At 30.4% G+C, this 15422-nt stretch carries 19 protein-coding genes; 11 read left to right on the top strand and 8 right to left on the bottom strand.

Going from position 1 to position 15422, the window contains the following annotated elements:
* The 3 genes from AC15TD_RS01115 to AC15TD_RS01105 all read right to left on the bottom strand — a co-directional run.
* The coding region (locus tag AC15TD_RS01115; RefSeq protein ID WP_484450294.1) for a hypothetical protein at positions 1 to 272 on the bottom strand (272 nt) is incomplete at its 3' end.
* A 190-nt stretch (positions 273 to 462) separates the two neighbouring features.
* Positions 463 to 1197 (bottom strand): hypothetical protein, encoded by a 735-nt coding sequence (locus AC15TD_RS01110; protein WP_484450293.1) that lies wholly within the window; start codon positions 1195 to 1197, stop codon positions 463 to 465.
* A 530-nt stretch (positions 1198 to 1727) separates the two neighbouring features.
* A complete protein-coding gene (locus AC15TD_RS01105) occupies positions 1728 to 2189 on the bottom strand; it encodes a UpxY family transcription antiterminator (RefSeq protein WP_484450292.1) in 462 nt (153 codons plus the stop codon).
* A 417-nt stretch (positions 2190 to 2606) separates the two neighbouring features.
* On the opposite strand from AC15TD_RS01105, the gene AC15TD_RS01100 reads away from it, so the two are divergent.
* Complete coding sequence (locus AC15TD_RS01100; RefSeq protein ID WP_484450291.1) at positions 2607 to 3458, top strand: zinc-dependent peptidase; 852 nt, start codon at positions 2607 to 2609, stop codon at positions 3456 to 3458.
* Positions 3459 to 3467: 9 nt separating this feature from the next.
* Here the strand turns inward: AC15TD_RS01100 and AC15TD_RS01095 are convergent, their stop codons facing one another.
* The 4 genes from AC15TD_RS01095 to AC15TD_RS01080 form a co-directional block, all read right to left on the bottom strand.
* Complete coding sequence (locus AC15TD_RS01095; protein ID WP_484450290.1) at positions 3468 to 3668, bottom strand: hypothetical protein; 201 nt, start codon at positions 3666 to 3668, stop codon at positions 3468 to 3470.
* A 241-nt stretch (positions 3669 to 3909) separates the two neighbouring features.
* The gene (rpe, locus tag AC15TD_RS01090; RefSeq protein ID WP_484450289.1) at positions 3910 to 4572 is read right to left on the bottom strand and encodes a ribulose-phosphate 3-epimerase; all 663 of its coding nucleotides are present in this window, start codon (positions 4570 to 4572) and stop codon (positions 3910 to 3912) included.
* A gap of 247 nt (positions 4573 to 4819) precedes the next feature.
* Positions 4820 to 5683: a sigma-70 family RNA polymerase sigma factor gene (locus AC15TD_RS01085; RefSeq protein WP_034041378.1), complete on the bottom strand. Its 864-nt coding sequence runs from the start codon at positions 5681 to 5683 to the stop codon at positions 4820 to 4822.
* An 84-nt stretch (positions 5684 to 5767) separates the two neighbouring features.
* Positions 5768 to 6142 (bottom strand): hypothetical protein, encoded by a 375-nt coding sequence (locus tag AC15TD_RS01080; protein WP_484450288.1) that lies wholly within the window; start codon positions 6140 to 6142, stop codon positions 5768 to 5770.
* A gap of 270 nt (positions 6143 to 6412) precedes the next feature.
* Between AC15TD_RS01080 and AC15TD_RS01075 the strand changes: the two genes are divergently transcribed.
* Positions 6413 to 6796, top strand: a complete 384-nt coding sequence (locus AC15TD_RS01075) for a DUF7670 domain-containing protein (protein ID WP_484450287.1) — start codon at positions 6413 to 6415, stop codon at positions 6794 to 6796.
* A 127-nt stretch (positions 6797 to 6923) separates the two neighbouring features.
* On the opposite strand, the gene AC15TD_RS01070 is transcribed toward AC15TD_RS01075, so the two are convergent.
* Entirely contained in the window at positions 6924 to 7925 is a 1002-nt protein-coding gene (locus tag AC15TD_RS01070; protein ID WP_484450286.1) for a hypothetical protein, read from the bottom strand.
* Between the two features lie 504 nt (positions 7926 to 8429).
* On the opposite strand from AC15TD_RS01070, the gene AC15TD_RS01065 reads away from it, so the two are divergent.
* The 9 genes from AC15TD_RS01065 to AC15TD_RS01025 form a co-directional block, all read left to right on the top strand.
* Entirely contained in the window at positions 8430 to 9569 is a 1140-nt protein-coding gene (locus AC15TD_RS01065) for a helix-turn-helix domain-containing protein (protein WP_484450285.1), read from the top strand.
* Positions 9570 to 9692: 123 nt separating this feature from the next.
* Positions 9693 to 10388, top strand: a complete 696-nt coding sequence (locus AC15TD_RS01060; RefSeq protein ID WP_484450284.1) for a DUF6134 family protein — start codon at positions 9693 to 9695, stop codon at positions 10386 to 10388.
* On the top strand, positions 10385 to 11062 hold the full coding sequence (locus AC15TD_RS01055; protein WP_484450283.1) for a CPBP family intramembrane glutamic endopeptidase: 678 nt from the start codon (positions 10385 to 10387) through the stop codon (positions 11060 to 11062). The genes AC15TD_RS01060 and AC15TD_RS01055 overlap by 4 nt, the downstream gene beginning before the upstream one ends.
* Positions 11059 to 12045 carry an NAD-dependent epimerase/dehydratase family protein gene (locus tag AC15TD_RS01050; protein ID WP_484450282.1) on the top strand — a complete coding sequence of 329 codons (987 nt, stop codon included), beginning with the start codon at positions 11059 to 11061 and terminating at the stop codon, positions 12043 to 12045. Before AC15TD_RS01055 ends, AC15TD_RS01050 begins: the two co-directional genes overlap by 4 nt.
* Entirely contained in the window at positions 12042 to 12812 is a 771-nt protein-coding gene (locus AC15TD_RS01045) for an SDR family NAD(P)-dependent oxidoreductase (protein ID WP_484450281.1), read from the top strand. The genes AC15TD_RS01050 and AC15TD_RS01045 overlap by 4 nt, the downstream gene beginning before the upstream one ends.
* Positions 12813 to 12826: 14 nt before the next feature.
* Complete coding sequence (locus tag AC15TD_RS01040; RefSeq protein WP_484450280.1) at positions 12827 to 13804, top strand: NAD-dependent epimerase/dehydratase family protein; 978 nt, start codon at positions 12827 to 12829, stop codon at positions 13802 to 13804.
* Between the two features lie 142 nt (positions 13805 to 13946).
* Positions 13947 to 14348, top strand: coding sequence for a hypothetical protein (locus AC15TD_RS01035; RefSeq protein ID WP_484450279.1), 402 nt, complete (start codon positions 13947 to 13949; stop codon positions 14346 to 14348).
* Between the two features lie 33 nt (positions 14349 to 14381).
* Positions 14382 to 14756 carry a hypothetical protein gene (locus AC15TD_RS01030; protein WP_484450278.1) on the top strand — a complete coding sequence of 125 codons (375 nt, stop codon included), beginning with the start codon at positions 14382 to 14384 and terminating at the stop codon, positions 14754 to 14756.
* A 291-nt stretch (positions 14757 to 15047) separates the two neighbouring features.
* Positions 15048 to 15422 (top strand): hypothetical protein (locus AC15TD_RS01025; protein WP_484450277.1); only part of this gene is annotated, 375 nt, incomplete at its 3' end.

The raw sequence follows: 15422 nt of genomic DNA, 5'->3' as shown, positions 1-15422 counted from the left end.
AGATTAGAAAGGCTTTGTGCACCACTGTCTTCAATACTATTGATACCGGCTCCTATAACCCAATTGCCTGATAAATTCGTTTTCTTTTTCTTTACGGGTTCTGTTTTGGTTTCAACCTGTTTGGCTGCTCTGGAATTCTTGTAATTAGTATCCATCAATTTATCATAATCAGGAACGTTGGCTGGTTTAACAAGCGTATCATTTTGTGCCTGTACCATAGAAAAGCACAGGACGACAAGTGTTGTAAAAACGTGTGATTTAATTTTAATCATAAAAAATTAATGGTTCGTGTAAAAGTTAATTAAGAAAGCACGTAAAAGCAAATGATGTATTTTTTAAATAACGCTTCTCGATATGCGCCTTTTAAATTTCTAATACTACACTTTTCTATAAATCCTTAAAATTTATAGGTTTCTTTTTCAATGACTCACTTAAATAGCGCTTTTATTAGGTTTAATACCATTAGTTAGATGAAGTATCAAAGCGATAAAAAACGCTAAACGACGACACCAGGTGATTGGTTTTATAAGTGTCATTGGCACCTGCTTTCATCGTAAATTTTCCTATATAATTGAAGTTTAACCCCCAGCTTCTATCGATCCAGTAATAGGCGCCAATACCTGCATTTAGGGTGATGTCCTGAGTTTTCGGGACGTCAACTAGGTTTTCTGGACTGCTTGCTGCCTGATAGCCGCTTACATTTGTGTATCCGGCTCCGGCAGTAACATAGGGTGTAAAGACATGCTTATGTAGAATTTCTCGTAAAAATAATTTAGCGGCGAAATCGATGGCGAAATAATTAGGCTCACTCTCGTCTTGTATGATAAGGCCTTGAACGTCCTTACCCGACTGGTATTTATTAAATAGAATGTTGGCACCCAAGCTAAATTGACTATCGACAAGATACTCGGCACTTAGCATAAATGGAGTTCCTAAATTTTTATTTTTAAATGAGAAAAAATCACCAAATATTTGATTTCCAGTATTTTCAACCATATTGATACCGGCTCCTATAATCCAGTTACCTGAATAATGTGTTTCCGTTTTCGTTTCAATGTCTTTAGCTGATTCGCTATTCACAAGGGTATTAGAGTTACTCGCGTTGGATATGTTTCGAATCCTATTGTTTTGTGCTTTCAACACAGAAACACTCACGATGACCACTATAGCGAAAGACATTAATTTGATTTTAGTCATGATAACATACTTTTAAAGGTTAATTGATTGGTAATGAATTTTATAGAAAATGCCATTCACATATTCTAAACGAACATAAATGGCACATAGGGAATTCCATTGCTCCCTGAGAAAATAAGGTTTTATTAATTTGTAAACCCATCTATATGGATGGGAACCTATAGCTAATTTTGAGAGCAATCAGGCTTCGTTTACGGAAACATCACATAACCAACCATTGCCAGAGAGATACCTGCAATAAAGGTAATGATAAGAATACGTAATACTTTTTTAATGATTTCCATAGTTTAAAATAGGTTTAATAGTTAAACATTCTTTTTGAGTGTTGTAAACTTAGGGAGGTGTATTGCTATTAGATATTAATTAGTGATAGGGTATTTTATGAGACGGCTTCGCCGCTAATAGCCCCAATTAAAGGGGTATTTTTGTTTGCAAACATAATGCTATTACATCGGCAAAAATATGACATTAATCATAAATCACGCATGTAATTCGGCGCAAATGTAAGAAAATAATTTAAAAATATTATTTTATTTTGTTATAGTTATTTTCATGCCTATTTCTTTCAATACGATCTGAATTCGATTTTTCGAAACTTCATTAATGGTGCCTTCTTGACCGTTAAAACCACTGTTCTGTATAATGTAGGTATCTCCGGTTTTTAATTCTTGTATATGGGCATCACTAACGTCACTTTCTAACCAATCCTGCATTTTTTTAATTTCGGCGTTTTTTACAATAGCGGGTTTGCCTAACCAGAACAAATAGTACTGCGTTCCCGGTATTGAAAAAACAAGATCTCTTTCTGATTCTAAACACTGAATAAAAATAATTCTAGGAATTAAAGGCACTTGTATTTTCTTCTTACGGTCTGACCATTGCCGAATGGTGGTTGTCATAGGGCAATAGGCGTTCAGGTCTAGTTGTTTTAATTTTGATAAGACTTTCTTCTCTCTATTTGGTTTGGTGTAAAGAACATACCAGTTGGTCATAAACTATATAATTAGTGCAATTATGATGTTATAAAGTATTTACGTTCAAATTTAAAAAATCTATTACAGGTTTTTTACGGAATGCCGTAATTTAAAATATTGAATGATTTCTATATATAAGTAAGTCAGATTTTAAATACAAATCTTGATCATGTTAGGCTCAAAAATAAATAATAGTAGCCTATATTTCAAATGAAAATATAACTAGAAAAAACGGATTTATCAACGTAAACGCCTTTTATTAATTAAAAGCCTGTGTTTATTTTTTTGGAAACATATCATTTAGATTGACTATTTTATTGACAACAGTTTAATAAAAACTGTTTTACTTTATTAGCATCGTTTTTTTTATCATCTTTAATACCATCTTTTTGTGAAAAAATGGTAATTTAATTTAAATAAGAACGTTTCGTGTGTATGCTATTACTAGTTGTAATTGAGACCTATACCATAGGAAGTAAAATAATCCTGGGTTTTTTCTTTGCGATATTACTCTATATGTTTTTGCAATTTGCTTTAAAGCTTATTGAAATGGGATATGTTTTAAAGAATAAGAAACCTTTTTTTATTCACTTATATCCTTTTTTAAGAACCTTAAATACGGAACAAAAGCGCATTTTAACACAGCAGTTTAAATTTTATAATAAACTTTCGAAAAAGCATCAGCGATATTTTGAGCATCGGGTGGCGTCTTTTCTAAGTGATAAAGATTTTATAGGAAGAAAAGATCTTGTAATAACCAATGAAATAAAAGTATTAATAGCGTCTACTGCCGTTATGCTCACCTTCGGTTTTAGAGATTATTATATTGGTTTAATCAATAAAATTGTTATTTATCCGGATGCCTTTTATTCTCGAATGAATCAAAAATTTCATAAAGGAGAATTTAATCCAAAACTTAGGGCGCTTGTGCTTTCCTGGTCCGATTTTAAAGCAGGGTATCAGTTATCAAACGATAATATTAACCTTGGGATTCATGAATTTGTACATGCCATTCATATAAATAGTCTAAAAGAAAGAGATATCAGTTCAACTATTTTTAGCGATTCGTTTGAAGAGTTAACAGCGTTGCTTTCTAAAAACCAATCGACACGAGAGGATTTAAAAAGATCTCATTATATAAGAACCTATGCGTTTACAAATCAATTTGAATTTTTAGCAGTAATTATTGAAAGCTTTATTGAAACGCCTCAAGAATTCAAATCTCAATTTCCGGAAGTTTATGCAAAAGTAAAACAAATGCTTAATTTTAATTTTGCAGGCTATTAGCAAAAAAAATTATTCGTTTTTAACGACTTTACCGTTTTTATATCTACCTAAAATAATGACGTCTTTGCTTCTTTCGTACTCTTTAGCAGCACGATACATTTGATCACTATTATCTCTACGAATTTTTACGCCACTGTTTGAATTTCTATTCCTGATTTCAATGTAATATCCATCTTTCAATTCTGCTAGTTTGGTTGCAGGTCTTCCCATAATTTTTACTGTTTTAAAATGATCATAATGAATCTTAAAGTTGTATGATCTGAAATTAATTTTTAATAAATACTTCTATTGAAGTTATGCAATGTAATTAAAAAGCTAATTAAACTTAAATTAATCACATATTATTTAGCTATTCCTTTATAATGGTAATCAATAAACCCCATAAATTGATGAAATAGCTATCGCTATAACTAACGCAGGGTGTGATACTTTATTGGGTTTTAACTTAATTTTATGAATTAGCAATAATTTTTAAGTCCTTAATGGTTTGTTTGGGATCTGAGCTTTTAAAAACAAAACTTCCGGCAACCAAAACATCGGCTCCGGCGTCAACAAGCGCTTTTGCATTGGCACTGGTAACACCTCCATCAATTTCAATACGTGTTGAAGCCCCTTTGCGCTCAATTAATTCTTTAAGCTGAATGACTTTGTTGTAGGTATTTTCAATAAAACTTTGACCTCCAAAACCTGGATTCACACTCATAAGGCACACCAGATCAATATCGTTTATGGTATCTTCCAATACATTCACGTTGGTGTGCGGATTTAAGGCAACACCGGCTTGCATACCTTCATTATTGATAGCTTGAAGTGTTCTGTGTAAATGATTGCAGGCCTCGTAATGTACCGTTAATATGTTACTGCCTAAATCGGCAAATGTTTTAATATATCGGTCCGGATCTATAATCATTAAATGAACATCGATTGTTTTTTTCGCATGCTTGGTTATCGCAGCTAAAACAGGCATGCCAAATGAAATATTAGGCACAAAAACACCATCCATAATATCTATATGGAACCAATCGGCATCACTGTCGTTAACCATTTCTATATCGCGTTGTAAATTGGCGAAATCTGCAGCAAGGATTGAAGGAGCGATTAGTTTATTGTTCATTAGTTTACGTTTTATAAAAGCAAAAATAGTATAAAAAAACAAACCCTCGGTAATCAGCCGAGGGTTCTTTCATCAATCAAAAAACGAACAGTTATGTTGAACTGTTTGTTACTTTTATTTAGTCGTAATTTTTAATGATTACTTACTAAATATATCTTAAATAAGTGGTATCAATTTTTTTGCAATTTACTATAAAATATGAAATAATAAAAATATCTAATTTATAGGCGATTGCGTCTAACTGATTTTAACCTAAATATGTTTTTAAAATTTTACTTCTCGACGTATGTTTTAATCGTCTAATGGCTTTTTCTTTAATCTGGCGAACACGTTCGCGGGTTAAATCAAACGTTTCTCCAATCTCTTCCAAAGTCATTGGGTGTTGATTTCCTAATCCGAAATATAAACGAATCACATCGGCTTCACGCGGTGTAAGCGTTTCTAAAGCTCTTTCAATTTCAGTACGTAACGATTCGTGTAATAATTCTCTATCCGGGTTAGGTGATTCACCACTATTAAGGACATCGTATAAGTTAGAGTCTTCACCTTCAACTAAAGGGGCATCCATACTTACGTGTCTTCCAGAGTTTTTCATAGACTCTTTAACATCGTTAATAGTCATGTCTAACTCTTTCGCTATTTCTTCAGCACTTGGCGGACGCTCATGTGATTGTTCTAAAAACGCAAATGTTTTATTAATTTTATTAATAGAACCAATTTTGTTTAAAGGCAAACGCACAATACGCGATTGTTCAGCCAATGCTTGAAGAATCGATTGACGAATCCACCAAACAGCGTACGAAATGAATTTAAAACCACGGGTTTCATCAAAACGTTGAGCCGCTTTAATTAAGCCTAGATTACCCTCATTAATTAAATCAGGTAAGGTTAAACCTTGGTTTTGGTATTGCTTAGCTACCGATACCACGAAACGCAAATTGGCTTTTGTCAACTTTTCTAAAGCAATTTGATCGCCTGCTTTAATACGTTGTGCTAATTCTACTTCTTCGTCTGCGGTAATTAAGTCAACTTTTCCAATTTCTTGAAGATATTTATCTAACGAAGCCGTCTCTCTATTGGTTACCTGCTTCGTAATTTTAAGTTGTCTCATCTAAAGTTCTCCTCTAATTTTTTAAGTGATTTTTCTTTACTATGTGGTTATACGTAATAAAGATTGTTTTTGTTACAAAAAAAATCAAATTTTAATTAAAGTTTTGTCATTTAGATTGATATCATTAAGCATTTCGTTGGTGAATTTGTAATGCCCTTTTGTTGTTATCAATCTGAATTTATGAGATTTTAAAGCGCTTAAGGTGTTTAAAAACAACCATTTAGATTTTAGGAGTCTTGGTTTTTCGGATTTTAAGCTTAGTTCAAAATAATGTTTTCTGCCTTCTTTATCGGCAACAATATCTGGTGTGATACTAACATCACTGCCAACTTTGTTAAAAGATTTAGGTGTTTCATATCCTTCAGTATCGGCTCTAATGTTTTCATACCCTCTTTGTTCAAGATAGGATACCGAGTCCTTTAAAAAATCTGCATATTTTTCTTTGTCTGCATATATCATAACTAACAAGATAATGAAAATAATAAGAAAAGCAAATTTTTTAACAAGGTTTAACGTATGCGTTTAGTTGTTTACTATCAGAAGACGTTGTTTAATAGTGCGACAGAATCTGTTTTGACTGACTTTTGTCATGGTTTTTTAATGATAAAATGATTACATTGATGGGTTATCTTTTGAACTTAATTCTTGTATTTAGATATTAAAATGGGTTGGGATGTTTTAAGATTAAAGTCCCAAAATACGGCGTATAATGTCTTAAAAATAACCGTTATGAAACTATCAACAAAAACGTTACACTGGCTACCACGGATTATATGTATTATCGCTATTCTGTTTATTAGTCTATTTGCTTTAGACGCCTTCAATCCAGATCTATCACTTTGGCAACAAATAGTAGGCTTTATGATGCACCTTATTCCATCGTTTGTTTTAACGCTCTTATTAGTGCTTGCATGGAAAAGAGAACTTATTGGAGGTATTATATTTACGATAATAGGCTTAGGATTTAGCCCACTCATATTTATACATAATTTTAAAATGAATCATTCGGTATGGATGAGCCTTAGTATTATTTCCATTATCACTGTTCCTTTTACCATTGTTGGAATACTTTTTATTATGAGTCATTATCGAAAAAAGAAGCATGTTACATAAATTGATAACAGATTTAATTGTCACGTAATCTGTTTAAAATGTTGTGATACGTTTCTTTGTCGGTATAAAAAATCAAAATTTGGAATAGAAAGAGTTTTTAACACAATTAAATTTTTAATTGAATAGATTACTCGAAGTCAAAAGCATCATTATCTATAATAATTCGTTCTTTCAGTCTATTAATTTTTTGATGCATTCTATTAAAAAATAATGATCTATCCTTTTCGCCGGCATTCACTAGTAATTTAGAGATGCTCATTTGTTTTTCAAAAAACTCAAACATGAGTTCGCACGTCGCTTGATGTTCTATTTTAAAGTAGCTAAGCACCGTAAATGGGGTAAAAAAGACTTTTTGGAATGGTGTTTTAACCATAATCGTATTACTCATAGTATGAATATCATTTATATATAAATTATAAATAGCTCTATTTTTAGTACCAACTAAAGATTGTTGAATGGCTTGCTTTTCAACAAGACGTATTACATCTTCAATATCCGTACAAATAAGTAAGGCTAATTCTTTTGAGAGCGCACCAGCATCAAAGTAATATAATACCTGTTGGAGCGTCCCATTAATAGTTGTATTATTCCAAATTTCAGTAATATTGATATCCTTATAGACTTCACCTAATTTAAAAGCATTGTCAAGTAAAGATTCCGGAATAATCTTAATGAATTGATCAAACGTAACTTTATTCCTTGTCATTTCTGGGTCTACATCCTTTAACCATACATATATTTTATAGCGCGATAAAAAGGAATCTTTAAGCGTATGGAATAAAGGGATGTCTTTTGCTGAATAAATGATGGACGCACTTTTAAGTTTTGTTAAAGGATAAACGCTGTTATAGGACTGTTTTAACCACATTTCTAAACCTTCTTTATTGTGTATTGGAGGCGATAAATCGGCCAGTATCGTGGTTTGGCTTCCAACTTCAAACAGCTTGTTTAAAGAAATTTTGTAGTGTTTTGCTAATTTTACACTTTCTTCTAATGATAAACTAGTTTTTAAATTAATTCTTCTGTAGGCGGCGTCGTAGCCAATATCTAAAACACCAGCTATTTCTTCAACAAAGGAGTTATTATCAGAAGATTTAGACTTTAAATACTTAATAAACTGCTCTTGCATTTTTTGCGAAATTACAAGTAGGTGTTAGTATCTTTTGTGAAATTTAATAAAAAAAAATCAATTTTTAAGACGATTTAGTAAATGTTTTATTAAATATTACAATTATTTTTATCATGTAAATCAATAATAACGAAGCCATGAAACAAGATGCCTTAATATCAAATTCGTTCTTTTTTAATTTATTAGATAGTTATATAAGCTTGATTGTGGTTAAGAAAAGTTATAAAAAAATATTTCTCAACAGAAGACACAAAAATTCTACTTCAATTAATTTAAATATGTACCAAGTATAGTTTAGCTAGTTATTTATTTATTCTTTATCAAGTATTATTAGTTAATAAAAACACGGTTTTATTCTAAATTATTGATTAAAAGCTATTTATTGAGATTCCTTACAAGTAATTCGGTCTTTTTTTTTAAATTAGTTGCGCTAGGACATCGTGTTTTCCTAAAATTATTTTGAACTGATCTATTGTTTTGTTTAACTAACGAACGTAATTACTTGTGATAGTCAAAGTTATCAATTTTCTGCTAATTGCCGGTGTTATTCAAGGCTTTGGTTTTAATCTGGTTACTATATTCGTAAAAAAAAAATTCGATAAAACTGTTATATTTTTAAATCTAACAGTTTTATTTATTTCACTCAATAACTTACAGGCTTGGTTAATAGATAATGGGTTTTCTTGTAATTTATTTCTTATTAAACAGCTGTTAATACCTTGGTATCTTCTCATTTTTCCCATGTTTTATGCGTTTACTTCCAATTTTTTAAAGGTAGAAAAGCGGGTTAACGATTTTATTAAGCCAACCTTAATACTTTTATTTATAGAAATTATTATTCGCCTTTGCTTGATTTCTTATGTTTATTATGAGGTCCCCAATAAAGAAACTTATCTTATTGAAGCATATAATGCTATTGAAGAAATTTGTAATGTTTTTTATTGTATTTTCTTATTCATTAATGCGAGCCTTCTTGTTTTTAGAAAGCACGAGATGCTTAACTATATTTTAGCCTTTGATGATTTAAAGTGGATAAAGTGGTTTATAAAACTAGGCTGTATAATTATTTCTTTTTGGGTTATAGCGATAATTATAGAAAATATTTATGGGAATGACATGGCATATTACCCGTTGCGATTGGGTACATCTATACTTTTATATTGGATAGGCTATCAGGGGTTTTATAAATATAATGTGGTGCAAGATCGTATTTTTTTAAGAAGTACTATTGCGAGTGATAAGGTGTTAATCTCTAATTCGTCTCAAAATAATGTATCAGACTCAAATGAAGAACTACTGCATGAAAAGCATCAAAAAGAATTTGAGGCTATTAGAAGTCATATTATAAAAAACAAACTGTACTTAAACCCCTTGCTTAGTATGGAAACTATTACTGACGAATTAGGAATCAGTAAAAGCCATTTGTCTAAATTAATAAACAGCTACAGTAATTATAATTTCTCTGATTTTGTAAACGCTTTACGCGTAGAGCAGGCTAAGAAATTTTTGTCGAATGATGATTTTAGCGCTTATACTATTGTTGCCATCGGTTTAGAGTGCGGATTTAACTCAAAGTCCACCTTTTATTCTGCCTTTAAAAAATTCACTTCGAAAACACCAACAATTTATAGAGATCAATTTTAGGTGAATTTAGTCCGAAATTATCGTTGGACATCCTAATTTTTCCATTCTAGACCTTTTCGGATATTAGTATCGCTTATCTCTAATAATTTTATGATTAGTTAAAATAATCTAAAACTATTAGTCATGATTCCAGCACTCATTTTTTACCTTATTAAAAGATTTAATTGGAAATTAAATACCCCAAAAATTAGTGCAATTAAGAAGTTAAAAAAACTAGTCAGGTTAAAGACTGCTTTATTTTTAGTTGTAATAATATCTTTATTTGCGTTTACCAGTTTAGAAGAACACAAAGCACTCACTTATAATGTGGTTAAGAATAATGACGTTATTGGTACCATTACATTAAATAAAAATACCATTGGCGATTCTATAATCTTTACGCTCGAAAGCCATATTAAGGCAACGTTTCTTTTTGAATTTAATATTATTGGTAAAGAAAAATCAATATATAAAAATACGACGCTGGTTTATTCTTCTGTATTTAGAACACTTAATAATAAAGTTAAAGCGAATCATCAAATTGTACTGAAAAAGGGGGCCTATCACCTTCAATCTAACGAAAGTACCCAAGCGGTAAATTTAAATTGTATTAAACAAAATCTTGTAAAACTTTATTTTAAAGAACCTATTGGGTTAACATCTGTTTTCTGCGATAATCTAAAGAAAACAGTTAAAGTAAAACCTCTTGGTAATAGTAAATATATGGTAGATTTCTCGAAAGGGAAATACAATATTTTTCATTATAAAAATGGAAAATGTATTAAAATTGAAGCTAAGAGTAAACTATTTAATGTGACCATAATCCCCGCAGTATCATGAATCATTTAATAATTACTTGGACACTTATAGGGGTTAGTTTTATGACCTACTTTATAGTGAGTTTAGTCTATAAAAAATTAGGAATCAATAATTTGCAAACAGCATTATTATCTGCCAATGGATTACGCCTTTTAAATTTAAAACACTTGCTTGGTATTGTCCTTTTCGGAATCCTTTCATACATCTCAATACCGGAATTGCAATACCTTGTTAATACCATCGAAATTTTAAGATTGCATGTGCTAATACCTTTTTTAACGGTATTATTTCTATCTGCTTTCGTTTCTTATTTAGGTTTTCAAAAGGAGTGTGCGATTCAAAAAATTCGAATAGATCATTATTCTTTTTCGAATGCTTGGTCATATTTTATAATACGGTTTACGTTTTTATTGTGCTATGAATTCTTTTTTAGAGGTGTTCTATTATTTATGTTTCTCGATGTTTCGAGTCTGTCTTTAGCAATATTCTACAGTACTATGTTATACGTACTCATCCATATTTTTGATTCAAAAAAAGAAATTTTAGGCGCCATTCCATTTGGTGTTGTTTTATGCCTATTTGCCTATTATACAAACAACATCTGGTATGTGTTTTTAATACACCTGGCCTTATCATCAGTTTATGAAATATCAGTCTTTTACTTCTTAACCTTAAAAAACAAAACGATATTATGAAAGTATTTGTAACAGGAGCAACAGGTTATGTTGGTCATCAATTAGCATTAAAATTAGCCAGTGAAAACTATGAAGTTATTGCATTGGTTAGAGATTTGAGCTCAGAAAAAATCCCACATCACAAAAACATTTCACCAATTACAGGAAATATATGTGATTATAAATCTTTAAAGAAAGGAATTAAAGGCTGTAGTTATGTTTTTCATACAGCAGCTTACACCAATTTGAAATGTAAAAATCTAGACAATTTTTATAATACGAATGTTCTGGGTACCGAAAACATTTTAAAGGCCTCAGAATTTCATCATGTAAAAAAAGTGATTTATACCAGTACCCTTGCGGTTTATGGACCCTCTTTTAAAAATGTATTAATTAATGAAACTCAACCTCGATTGGAATCTTATTCTAATGATTATGAATTAACTAAAAGCATGTCAGAAGAATTGGTGCTTTCATACATAAAAAAAGGAATGGCCTGTACCATTTTAAATGTAACACGAGTTTATGGGCCAGGGTTGAAAACGTTTTCAAGTGGTGTAAATACACTTATCTCTAAAATTTCACAGAATGATTTTTTAATGGTACCATCAAAACTAAATATAAACACCAATTATGTTTTTATTGACGATGTGATTAATGCGCATTTACTTGCTATGAAAAATAAAAAAACCCTTGGAAAATATATTGTAGGAGGAGAAAATGTTACTTATGAAACACTCTTTAATTCTATTAAAAATATTACAAAAAGTAAAATTAAGATTATCGAAATTAATTATAACTTTTTAAGAATGGCTTTTACATTTATAAATGGTCTTAAAAGATTAGCAGGTATGCCTTCTGGAATTACTTCAAAAGTGTTAGACTCTTTATTTGTAAATAGGATGGCGACTTCACAAAAAGCAGAGAGCGATTTAGGGTATAAAATCACACCCTTAAACATAGGGCTGGTTACAACAATTAAGCACTTAAAATTATCATTATGAAACCATACACATTAATAACAGGGGCAAGTCAGGGTTTTGGTAAAGCCTTAGCTTTAGAGTACGCCAAGCAATCTATGAATTTAGTTTTAGTAGCACTACCTAATTCTGGACTAAAGCAATTAAGTCATTTCTTAACATCTAATTTTAATATGAAGGTGTTGTGTTTTGAATTGGATTTAAGCTCAAAAGAGAATTGCTTATTCTTATATAAAGCCTTAAAAAAACAAGGTGTGTCCATAAAGTATTTAATTAATAATGCAGGTATGCTAAGTAATGGCCTGTTTGAAAATATGAGTGAGGATTATTTTTTAACTCAAATAAATGTAAATGTGGCAACACCTACACTTTTAACGAAACTGTTTTTAGATGATTTTAAGCGGAATTCGCCTTCGGGAATTTTAAATGTAAGTAGTATGGCAAGTTTTTTTCATCTCCCCAAAAAGCAGGTATACGGTGGCACAAAAGCTTATTTATTATCCTTTTCTAAGAGCTTAAGAAAAGAACTAAAGCATTATGGTATTTATGTATCAATCGTATGTCCGGGTGGTATGAATACCACGACTAAATTATGCTTACAAAACAGGCGATTGAACGGAATTTCCCGGCAGTCAATTTTAGATCCCGAAGAGGCAGCAAGAATAACTATAAATGATTTTCGTAAAGGAAAAGAAGTTATAATTCCAGGTAAAATTAATAAGCTATTTATGTTTTTAGATTCTATTTTACCAGCAGGGATTAAAAATAGGCTTACTAATAATGTAATGTAATTAATCAATTTAAAATGAATAAAGAATCAAGAATTTTTGTCTCGGGAGCAAATGGGTTGTTAGGGACTAATATTATTATAGAGTTATTAAATCTAGGCTTTTATGTAACAGGCTTTTTAAGAAATAAAAACAGTTTTGTTGGTAGATTTCATGAAAACTTATGTTTAGTTGAGGGTAATTTATCGAGCAAAAATGATTTAGATAACGCCATGATTAATTGTGAATATGTTATACATACTGCAGCAATTACAAACCCCAAACTTATTGAATATAATGAATACGAAGAAGTTAATGTGTTAGGGACTAAAAACATTATTGAAACAGCCATTAAAAATGATGTTAAAAGGGTTGTTTATGTTAGTACAGCAACGGTTTTTGGTTTTGGTACTTTAAATAATTTGGGCAACGAATCCAATCCCATTAAATATCCTTTTAATAAATCACATTATTCAAAAAGCAAAAAAGAGGCGCAAGATTATGTACTTGCAAAGAAAACTGAAATTGATATTGTGGTAGTAAACCCAACGTTCATTATTGGAGCCTATGATAGTAAACCCAGTTCTGGTAAAATTATACAAATGGCATTACAAAACAAGATTGTTTTATGCCCTCCGGGAGGTAAAAATTTTGTTAGTGTTAAGGACGTTTCAAAAGGCATAATCAAGGTTCTGAAAAAAGGAATAAATGGAGAAGCTTATCTGTTAACTAATCAAAATATGACATTTAAAAACTTTTTCAAATTAATTAGAAAACGAACAAAACGTAAATTCGTGATTTTACAGCTACCCAAGTTTGTTCTTTTAATGCTTGGTTACACTGGAAGTGTCATTAGATACTTTGGTATTAAAACACATTTCTCTATAGAAAACATGAAAACAATTTGTTTAAATACGTACTATTCAAATAATAAGTCAAAAAATCAGTTAGGATTAACTTTTTATCCTATTGAAAATGCCATTGACGAAGCTGTCGATTGGTTTGCAAAAAGGTAATTTCATTTTTTTTCCAGGTTAAATAATCAATTAAAAATTAAGATGTCCGATATCTTCTTTTATGAATTATCTGGGACTAAGCTAAGATAGAGTATTTGCATATTTGTGTATCAAAACTGTAAATGAATTTAAAAGCGTAGTTATGAAAACCATAATAACATCTATTATCATCTTATTATTAATATGTAATCTAAATGCTCAAAACGAGGGTGATTGTACTTTTAATGTTTTAGCTAATATTGAATGTAATAGCAATATTACTTTAAAAAAAGACTGGCATATTTTCCCTAATTTAAAAGTTTTAATAGCACCACAATTTGGAAGCTTATTTATTGAATCTTTTAAATATGTTAAGGGAATTAAAAATCTAAAAAATTATTATGATGGCGACGATTTTGGATTGAAACTTGGGGTGCATTATAAAGTAAGAAGGCATATAAATTTTATTTCTGTTTATAATCTTGGGATGTTAGAATTTGATAATTCTGGCTTTCAAAAAGTTAAAAACTATAGATTTAAACTATCAATTAATTATGCCTTTTAGAAACGTATTTAATGGTAATTAAATTCTTTAAACATGAAAACAATAAAAACTCAAATCAAATTAATTTCCTTATTCTTGAGTATATTAATATTTTTTCAAAGTTGTGTAACCTATAAGAAAACAACCAAGTCCTTAGATGAAATAGTTGAATTAAAAACCAGAGTCAGACTTGTTACATTCGACAAACAAGTGCACAAATTCAAAAAAATTGAAAAAAGGGATAATAATTATTATGGAATAAAATTTTCAAAAAACTCCTCGAAGGATCTTGTAATTTTTATAAATGACATTAAAACTATTAAAGTATATGATGGCGTTACCTCTACAATTTTAACGGTATTTGGATCTGCATTCCTAGGTTGTATTTTTATTGGTATAGGCGCCTTTGCAGGATTGTATTATTTGTGAATTCTGGAAATTGATTTAGATTATTTAAAATATGTGAATTACAATAAAAGTAAAAGCAAAAAACCTTGCAATTAATATTACGAGGGTTTAATTTATTGAGTCAAAAGGAATTAATCTTCTTTAGGTTTTCTATCATCGCGACGCTCATCTCTTAGATTATTAGTTCCAAAACTATTTACATTGGATATCTTGTAATTGAATCATTTGGTTTTATTGACCCTTTTATTGACCTATCATGAGGCGAAATTTTAGTGGCGATGTTTTAAATTGTACTGACTAAATTTAGTATCCATGATTAAGAAAATTACCATTATTTTGTTGGTGTTTTGTATGAGCGAATTTTACGCGCAAAATACCTATTACTTTAGTAGTTCTGCTGGAAGTGATTTTAATGCGGGCACTGAAACTAATCCGTTTCAAACTATTTCAAAATTAAATAGTTTGTCACTTGTTGCCGGCGATAAAATCCTATTTAAAAAAGGAGATACGTTTATTGGTCAAATCATTGTGGCTTATTCAGGGGCTAATGGGGCTCCAATTATTTACGATAGTTATGGTGCAGGTGATTTGCCTATTTTAACGGCTAGTAATGGAAGCAACGGTGTTCCAGACCCAATAAGTACCATAAAAATTATTGGCAAACAGTATTTAGAATTTCATAACTTA

Source organism: Yeosuana sp. (assembly GCF_057126245.1).
Note: the sequence above shows the minus strand (reverse complement) of the source record. Positions and strands in the feature narration are given on the sequence as shown.

Excerpts from the sequence above, each read along its gene's own strand:
- AC15TD_RS01110 (WP_484450293.1), bottom strand. The coding sequence starts at position 1,197 with ATGACTAAAATCAAATTAATGTCTTTCGCTATAGTGGTCATCGTGAGT.
- AC15TD_RS01105 (WP_484450292.1), bottom strand. The coding sequence starts at position 2,189 with ATGACCAACTGGTATGTTCTTTACACCAAACCAAATAGAGAGAAGAAA.
- AC15TD_RS01100 (WP_484450291.1), top strand. The coding sequence starts at position 2,607 with ATGCTATTACTAGTTGTAATTGAGACCTATACCATAGGAAGTAAAATA.
- AC15TD_RS01095 (WP_484450290.1), bottom strand. The coding sequence starts at position 3,668 with ATGGGAAGACCTGCAACCAAACTAGCAGAATTGAAAGATGGATATTAC.
- rpe (WP_484450289.1), bottom strand. The coding sequence starts at position 4,572 with ATGAACAATAAACTAATCGCTCCTTCAATCCTTGCTGCAGATTTCGCC.
- AC15TD_RS01085 (WP_034041378.1), bottom strand. The coding sequence starts at position 5,683 with ATGAGACAACTTAAAATTACGAAGCAGGTAACCAATAGAGAGACGGCT.
- AC15TD_RS01080 (WP_484450288.1), bottom strand. The coding sequence starts at position 6,142 with ATGATATATGCAGACAAAGAAAAATATGCAGATTTTTTAAAGGACTCG.
- AC15TD_RS01075 (WP_484450287.1), top strand. The coding sequence starts at position 6,413 with ATGAAACTATCAACAAAAACGTTACACTGGCTACCACGGATTATATGT.
- AC15TD_RS01070 (WP_484450286.1), bottom strand. The coding sequence starts at position 7,925 with ATGCAAGAGCAGTTTATTAAGTATTTAAAGTCTAAATCTTCTGATAAT.
- AC15TD_RS01060 (WP_484450284.1), top strand. The coding sequence starts at position 9,693 with ATGATTCCAGCACTCATTTTTTACCTTATTAAAAGATTTAATTGGAAA.
- AC15TD_RS01055 (WP_484450283.1), top strand. The coding sequence starts at position 10,385 with ATGAATCATTTAATAATTACTTGGACACTTATAGGGGTTAGTTTTATG.
- AC15TD_RS01050 (WP_484450282.1), top strand. The coding sequence starts at position 11,059 with ATGAAAGTATTTGTAACAGGAGCAACAGGTTATGTTGGTCATCAATTA.
- AC15TD_RS01045 (WP_484450281.1), top strand. The coding sequence starts at position 12,042 with ATGAAACCATACACATTAATAACAGGGGCAAGTCAGGGTTTTGGTAAA.
- AC15TD_RS01040 (WP_484450280.1), top strand. The coding sequence starts at position 12,827 with ATGAATAAAGAATCAAGAATTTTTGTCTCGGGAGCAAATGGGTTGTTA.
- AC15TD_RS01035 (WP_484450279.1), top strand. The coding sequence starts at position 13,947 with ATGAAAACCATAATAACATCTATTATCATCTTATTATTAATATGTAAT.
- AC15TD_RS01030 (WP_484450278.1), top strand. The coding sequence starts at position 14,382 with ATGAAAACAATAAAAACTCAAATCAAATTAATTTCCTTATTCTTGAGT.